Source organism: Peribacillus sp. NPDC056705 (assembly GCF_043656335.1).
Genome location: NZ_JBHTYI010000081.1, coordinates 1 through 3,066, shown reverse-complemented (window position 1 = coordinate 3,066; position 3,066 = coordinate 1). Strand labels below are relative to the sequence as shown.

At 49.2% G+C, this 3,066-nt stretch carries 3 protein-coding genes and 1 pseudogene; 1 reads left to right on the top strand and 3 read right to left on the bottom strand.

Annotated elements, in window-relative coordinates; all coding sequences use genetic code 11:
• From ACFRAK_RS27420 to ACFRAK_RS27410, 3 genes and pseudogenes are all read right to left on the bottom strand, one after another.
• Positions 1–353: pseudogene (locus ACFRAK_RS27420) on the bottom strand (penicillin-binding protein 2); the annotation flags it as partial.
• Between the two features lie 147 nt (positions 354–500).
• Complete coding sequence (locus tag ACFRAK_RS27415; RefSeq protein WP_394572946.1) at positions 501–1,652, bottom strand: transglutaminase domain-containing protein; 1,152 nt, start codon at positions 1,650–1,652, stop codon at positions 501–503.
• A gap of 49 nt (positions 1,653–1,701) precedes the next feature.
• Positions 1,702–2,148, bottom strand: a complete 447-nt coding sequence (locus ACFRAK_RS27410) for a hypothetical protein (protein WP_394572945.1) — start codon at positions 2,146–2,148, stop codon at positions 1,702–1,704.
• A 177-nt stretch (positions 2,149–2,325) separates the two neighbouring features.
• Here ACFRAK_RS27410 and ACFRAK_RS27405 point away from each other — a divergent pair.
• A partial coding sequence (locus tag ACFRAK_RS27405) for an MFS transporter (protein ID WP_394572944.1) occupies positions 2,326–3,066 on the top strand: 741 nt, incomplete at its 3' end.

Genomic DNA, 3,066 nt, shown 5'->3' with positions numbered 1-3,066 from the left:
TCTTCAGCCAGTTGCTCAATTTCCGGGCGATTCTGTTGCCCTTTCTCCGACGAGCTGTAGTCTTTAAGCAAGGTTAGATACAAGGATTGCGAAGGCGTGGAGTATGCCAATGGCGTCCCTGAAGCATCAATAATGCTCCCCCTTATAGGCTGCAGGGGAAAATTCTTGACCTGCCCCCCCATCTCCTGTTCCTTAAGCTCAGGACCTTCCACGAACTGAAGAATAGCAAGACGTATAATAATGACGCAAAATATAATAAAAGTGCTGAAAAAAAACACATTCACCCGTAAATTGAACTGAGTACCGGCATCTCCGTCTTCTGGTTTGCGCTTGTCCGGCCTAAACCCTTTCACGTAAACTTCTCCCCTTTATCTGCGAGCATTTCCACATAACGATATATCCATATAGAATCATCTTATCATAAACGCCCCCCTACTTCATCCAGCCGCCCATACAGTAGGAGCAGACCTTCATGCTTGAAAGCCCGCTCCCTTATCATTCTAGAACACCTGCTCTTTGATATGCGTCTCATGAAATTTAGGCGGATTAAACCAATTACCGCTCTGCGCCCACGTCGGGTCCAGTGGGACCCACGCTTCTTTCTCGCTCAGATACACTTCATTCCACGCATGCGGTCCATAGCCGCCTTGACCATTGTAGCCTCGACCTGTGACCACCCTTACCTGCAGATCCTCAGAGCGAGCCATCATCGCGTACAGCCGAGCATAATCAATGCACACACCCATACGGGTATCATACGTATTCTGAGGTGTCTGCTCCTTCCAGATTCGCTGTTCTTCATACAACGTGACCTTGTCGTGGTCGTAGGCAATCCGGCTGCCTACCCAATCATAGAGCTTTCGCGCTTTCTCCTCATCGGTTGAAGCTCCTTGCACGACATGGGCGGCAGTCTGTTCAATTCCCTTCGGAATCTGGTGGTCGATCACTTCGTACTTTCGCTGCATGATGCCATTCAATTCTTCTTGCACGGACTGGGTAAATACAGGTAGCTTCTCCCGCACGATATTGCCTGATAATGGTTCAATCACGGCCTGGGCGCCTTGCTGATACACTGGTGAAGCTTCAACATAGCGGCTGAAGCCGTGATCAGGATACACACTAACCCATATAAATAAAATAGCAATGGCGATAATGCCTCTGGCGGCACCCATAATGACCCCGATTCCGGCACCAGCAAGACGGCTGATCAGTGAAGCGGGCGGCGCCTGCGCAGAGCCTGCATAGTATCCCGATCTCCCTCCCGTAACGAAATGTACGATCGATCTTAGTATCCATACGATGAGTCCATAGCTCAGCATAAACAATACGGCAAACCGCAACAACGGGAAATCCGCCAATGACTTAATAGCCGTGTAGTAGATCTGTTCCCATAACCGCAATTCGCGGTCCGGTAATACGTATCGCTGACCCAGCCACACTCCTGCAATTGGAGATATGCGAAGTATCAGCAACGCCGACAGAACTAGCGCTGACAAACGCAACACCGCATCCCCTAGAAAAAAAACAAGCTTCCCGGCTGACCGGGAGGCTCCGCGATTCCATCCTTGAAACAGTGAGAATACCATAATCAGCAGCAACAGTATCGTAATGCCGTTGCCGTTAAGCGCACTTTCCACCCAAGCGGACATCAATCCAGCATCCCTCCTCTCAAGCTGTCCAATGCCTACAACTTATCCTTGCTCATTTTGAACTTGGATTGTTCCTTGCGTCATTAATAAATCCTTGTATCGTATCGTTTATATCCCATTTCCCCACCGGGACACCACGAAATGATACCTCTACCTCTTTCGAGGTTGAACTTCCGACCAACTCCAGGTTGGGGGCCTTTACCGTATAGGTACCGTCTTCATTCGATGTATATTTTGCTTCCTTTGCTTCCTTCATCATCATATTCATGGCTTCGGTCTTAATCGTGTCCACCGTCTCATCTTTGACGGTAGATACCACTTCCCCGATTTTGTCGAGCGATATTCCGCTATAAATAAGCAAGCCTGCAATGATCAACACAGCAATCGCCCATTTAACTACCGTTCGCACCACGTTCAACACGATAAATAACACAACCAGACCAATCGCTATAACCAGCCAGTTTTGCTTAAGAAATTCCATCCAGACCTGTGTATCCATTTCATTCACTCCCGTCCTTTTCAAAGCGGCGGTCATTGGCCGTCTTATTAATTATACATGATACCCGGATCAACTGTCAGCCAACCTCCCCGTTTCACAAAAAAAGGTATAAGCTTGCCCGCTAAGGCGTACAAGTAGTAGTGGCGTTCATCAATTGTCTGGTAGGAGGTTGCTGCTTTGAAGACCGCATTATGGCTTTACATGTTTTTGTTCCTGGCTTTTTTTGATCTGCATGCTCAATATCCCGTGCTGACTCCATTTGCGATCTCGCTTGGAGCAGCTCCCACCTTCATCGGCTGGATGATGGGCATCTATGCCTTAACCCATCTCCCGGGCAATCTCATCGCTGGAGGACTGATCGATCGTCACGGCAGCAAGCGCTACATCATCTTCAGCTTAACTGCTGCTGGCGTTGTGCTGCTGCTGCAAGCGCATGTTCAACTGCCCTGGCAGCTCCTGGCGCTGCGATCGATTAGCGGTTTTGTGCTCGCTTTTCTATCACCTGCATGCTTGACGCTATTGGCCTCCCTATCAAGGGATCCGGTAACACAGGGTAAATATATGTCCGGACATGGCGTAATTCATACGCTTGCTTCCGTTTTGTCGCCGGCCGCGGGTGCCTTCATTGTAGCCAACGCTGGATTCTCCGGAACCTTTCAGACGCTTGGATGGTTATTGATCTTCACGGGAATGATGGCCTTATTTAGCTTGCCTAAGCATTCACCAGTATCTGGAGAGGACAGCACGGCTGATTCCATAGAAGAGGAGTCTAAGCGTCTTCCCTTTAGTCTTCGAATCTACCTCATTCCATTTGCCATCGCGTGCTCCCAAGGCATCCTTTTCTTTGAGATTCCGCTGCGAGACAGCGGCCAGGCAAGCATTATGTCCACAGGCCTACTCTTCTCCGTAATCAGTCTT

Coding starts and splice junctions, on each gene's coding strand:
- ACFRAK_RS27410 (WP_394572945.1), bottom strand. CDS start 2,148: ATGGATACACAGGTCTGGATGGAATTTCTTAAGCAAAACTGGCTGGTT.